Origin of the sequence: Daejeonella sp. (genome assembly GCF_049655485.1) — a bacterium.
Lineage (GTDB): Bacteria > Bacteroidota > Bacteroidia > Sphingobacteriales > Sphingobacteriaceae > Daejeonella.
Genome location: NZ_JBASJU010000205.1, coordinates 1 through 3,604, shown reverse-complemented (window position 1 = coordinate 3,604; position 3,604 = coordinate 1). Strand labels below are relative to the sequence as shown.

Annotated in this window: 4 protein-coding genes and 1 pseudogene; all 5 read right to left on the bottom strand. The window is 41.8% G+C overall.

What is annotated here, in order from left to right; translation table 11 throughout:
• Positions 1 to 451, bottom strand: a pseudogene (locus WBJ10_RS08760) (23S rRNA (uracil(1939)-C(5))-methyltransferase RlmD); the annotation flags it as partial.
• Positions 452 to 879: 428 nt separating this feature from the next.
• Positions 880 to 1,455, bottom strand: coding sequence for a TetR/AcrR family transcriptional regulator (locus WBJ10_RS08755; RefSeq protein ID WP_424289374.1), 576 nt, complete (start codon positions 1,453 to 1,455; stop codon positions 880 to 882).
• A 1-nt stretch (position 1,456) separates the two neighbouring features.
• A complete protein-coding gene (locus tag WBJ10_RS08750) occupies positions 1,457 to 1,873 on the bottom strand; it encodes a hypothetical protein (RefSeq protein ID WP_424289372.1) in 417 nt (138 codons plus the stop codon).
• The gene (gene pheS / locus WBJ10_RS08745) at positions 1,873 to 2,907 is read right to left on the bottom strand and encodes a phenylalanine--tRNA ligase subunit alpha (RefSeq protein ID WP_424289370.1); all 1,035 of its coding nucleotides are present in this window, start codon (positions 2,905 to 2,907) and stop codon (positions 1,873 to 1,875) included. The genes WBJ10_RS08750 and pheS overlap by 1 nt, the downstream gene beginning before the upstream one ends.
• A 46-nt stretch (positions 2,908 to 2,953) precedes the next feature.
• A partial coding sequence (locus WBJ10_RS08740) for an aminotransferase class I/II-fold pyridoxal phosphate-dependent enzyme (protein ID WP_424289368.1) occupies positions 2,954 to 3,604 on the bottom strand: 651 nt, incomplete at its 5' end.

Below are 3,604 nucleotides of genomic sequence, written 5' to 3'. Positions count from 1 at the left end.
TGTCCATATCTACATCAGTAAGCCAACGTTTATCCGAAAAGGTATATTCTAATTTGTTGCGGTAGTAGCGGGATGCTTTGGAGCCGAGGATGGTCTCCATTCCCGACACATCTACCTTTGCTAAACGCTGTAATGCATCACTAACACTCTTCTGTTTAAACTGAAGCTGGGATTCGTAGCTTAAATGTTGCCATTTGCAACCACCGCAAACACCGAAATGTTGGCAAAATGGTTCCGTCCGGTGTTCGGAGGGCTTCACCATGTTACTGATGCGGCCTTCGTAGAACTTCTTTTTTCTTCGCATCAGCTCCACATCCACCACATCGCCAGGTACGGCTTTCTCGATAAATATGACCAGATCGCCGGATTTACCAACTCCTTTTCCCTCTTCGGCAATGTCAATTACTTCGATGTTTTGGAGGAATTTAAGATCTGCGGGGATTTTTTTCATGAGGGGCAAAATTAAAGAAAAGTATCAAGTATCAGGTATCAAGTAGGAAGAAAGAGATCTGATGTCTCTGATCTGAGGATCACCGATAAAGTTAAGACTATTAGGTGGGTCGGTTTCAGTTTTCACCTTTGCCTTCTAAATGGGAGAAATTAGAGCACAGGACGACCGCCTAATTAACAAGGTTCAATAAATTTTTAGAGCTTTTTAAAAGTCAAAATGCTCGTCGATAAGAATTGAAATGACTAGAATTTCTTTGCTCATGACTTATTTTTTTGGTATTGAGGTAAATATAGTAATAAATATACTCAAAACCAAATTAGTATACGGAGGTCGGAGAACTGAAGTCGGAGGAAGAACCGTTCCGGTGAAAGGGGTTTTTGCGATTAGGTACGTATGCAACTGTCAATTGTCAACCGACAATTCGCCCCCTATTTAACCGCCGCCTTCACCAAATACGGCAAAATCTCTTTCTGAAATGAGATGAAGTTCTTCCGTACATCAGAATCACTTACGGAAGTGAATGCAAAGGAGAAAACAATGCTTTTACTTGCCTTTATTAGGAATCGCAAGCGTTCAATATAGTCGTCGGCTTTAAATAATTGGGTTTCGTTGAAAGAGGCAATTAGAAGGTTTTCCAGGTCATCGGACAGGGTTTTCAAAAACTCCTGCGAGTTTGCAGATTCGCGAATAAATTCCCAGCCGATAAACTCATTACACACTGTATAAGATAGTCGGCTGGTTTTTAGGATTATGTTGCTGAGATAAGCCTCTTCATCAAGTTCTTCGGCAGAGTTATGCATTATCTCCTGGACACTGTGCTGTATGTATTCCATTAAAATCGCCTGAAGCAAAAGCTCCTTGCTTTCAAAGTACTTATAAATGGTAGCCTTCGCTATTTTAGCGCGTTTGGCGATTTCATTTACGCTGGTTTTATGGTAGCCGTATTTCCTGAACAGATCCTGAGCCGCTTTTTTAATACTTTCTTTTATTTTATCGACTTCCATCTTAGTTGCTTACAGCGAGCGTAAAATTAGTGATTATTACATTGTATTCTTTTAAGCCCCTTGTTGCAGGAGCTTTAACCGGTGACCCGTCAAACATGGAGAATTTAGCTCCGCTGCAGGGGTCAGTAGCAGTTAAGTTTGGATCGTCAGGAATGACCGCACATTGCTGCTCAGGATTTACTGAACTGCATCGATCGAAGGCAATCCATTCATTATTTGGCTTGCGATAAATAATAAGTCCAGCAATGCCTGTATTGTTGCCTTTGTTTACTAAGAGTAATCCATTATTACTTTTTATATTGAATTCCTGCAGGGTTATCTGATAATTTACATAGACGTCAGGAATCCGGTTTTCATCGTCTTTCGAACAGGAAAACAATAGGATAGCAAGTAATACATAAAGTGGCCTTAGGCTCATTAGATCATCTCCGATTGAAATTGCTTTAAAAACCGAACATCGTTTTCGGAAAACAGGCGAAGGTCTTTTATCTGATATTTCAGATTGGTGATTCGTTCAATGCCCATGCCAAAAGCATAACCAGTAAATTTTTTACTGTCTATATTACAGTTGTCGAGAACATTCGGGTCAACCATTCCACAGCCCAGAATTTCAACCCAGCCACTATGCTTGCAAAATTGGCAACCGTCGCCTTTGCAAATGGTGCAGGAAATATCCATCTCTGCTGAAGGCTCTGTGAAGGGAAAGTATGAGGGCCGGAACCTTGCTTTAGTTCCTTCTCCAAATAATTCCTGCACAAAGTAAAATAGTGTTTGTTTCAAATCAGCGAATGAAACGTTTTCATCAATGTAAAGCCCTTCGACCTGGTGGAAAAAACAATGTGCCCGTGCAGATATTGCTTCGTTGCGGTACACGCGGCCTGGCATTATCGCCCGGAAAGGCGGTTTACCGGCTTCCATCATTCTCACCTGAACAGATGAGGTATGTGTCCGCAAAGCGATATCTCCTTTTTCGCCGCCTTTTTTAATAAAAAAGGTGTCCTGCATGTCACGAGCAGGGTGCTCTTCAGGAAAGTTAAGGGCTGAAAAGTTATGCCAGTCGTCCTCAATCTCAGGTCCTTCAGCAACATGGAATCCAAGTTTATTGAAAATTCCTATAATTTCTTTTCTAACAAGAGACAAAGGGTGACGAGAGCCAAGCTCAAACCCCTTACCTGGCAGGGTCAGGTCTTGCTCCGTCCCTGCGCTACTTTCCTGTGTTTCGGAAGCATCTTTAAGTGCCTGATATTTCGCCTCGGTAGTTTGTTTAAATTCATTCAGTACTTTTCCAAACACCCGTTTTTCTTCCGAAGACACGGTCTTAAATTCCTCAAAAAGATCTTTGATAATACCTTTTGTTCCCAGAAATTTTATCCGGAAAGATTCCAGTTCATCCGCACTTTTGGGTTGAAATGAATTTATTTCGTTGAGGTATTGATCGATCTTCTGCTGCATGTTTTTTAAGTATTGATATACGAATATTTTATTCCTGTCGATTTGATTAGTTTTTTAGCACTCCAAGCTCCCTACCAATTTTGGTAAATGCCGATATAGCCTTATCGAGATGTTCCCTTTCATGCGCCGCGGACAATTGTACCCTGATTCGTGCTTTCCCTTTTGGAACAACTGGAAAATAGAAGCCAATCACGTATATGCCTTCATCAAGAAGTTTAGATGCAAATTCCTGTGCAAGCGTAGCTTCGTAAAGCATGATAGGCACAATGGGATGCACACCGGGCTTGATATCAAAACCTGCCTCAGTCATTTTTTTACGGAAATACTTGGTGTTTTCCTCGAGTTTATCACGTAAGTCGGTTGTTTCACTGAGCATATCCAATACCGCTATGGATGCCCCTACAATTGATGGAGCTAAGGTATTTGAAAACAAATATGGCCGGGAGCGCTGGCGTAATATGTTGATCACTTCCTTCGGCCCGGATGTGAATCCACCTGAAGCTCCGCCTAAGGCTTTCCCAAGTGTTCCAGTGATGATATCTACACGACCGATAACGTTGTGGTGTTCATGCGTGCCTCTTCCTGTTTTTCCCAGAAAGCCGGATGAGTGACATTCATCGATCATGACGAGAGCATTATATTTGTCTGCAAGATCACAGATCTTATCTAATTGTGCGATGGTCCCATCCATAGAGAA

Bases quoted from the DNA above. Each gene is read 5' to 3' on its own strand.
- WBJ10_RS08755 (WP_424289374.1), bottom strand. From the start codon at position 1,455: ATGGAAGTCGATAAAATAAAAGAAAGTATTAAAAAAGCGGCTCAGGAT.
- WBJ10_RS08750 (WP_424289372.1), bottom strand. From the start codon at position 1,873: ATGAGCCTAAGGCCACTTTATGTATTACTTGCTATCCTATTGTTTTCC.
- pheS (WP_424289370.1), bottom strand. From the start codon at position 2,907: ATGCAGCAGAAGATCGATCAATACCTCAACGAAATAAATTCATTTCAA.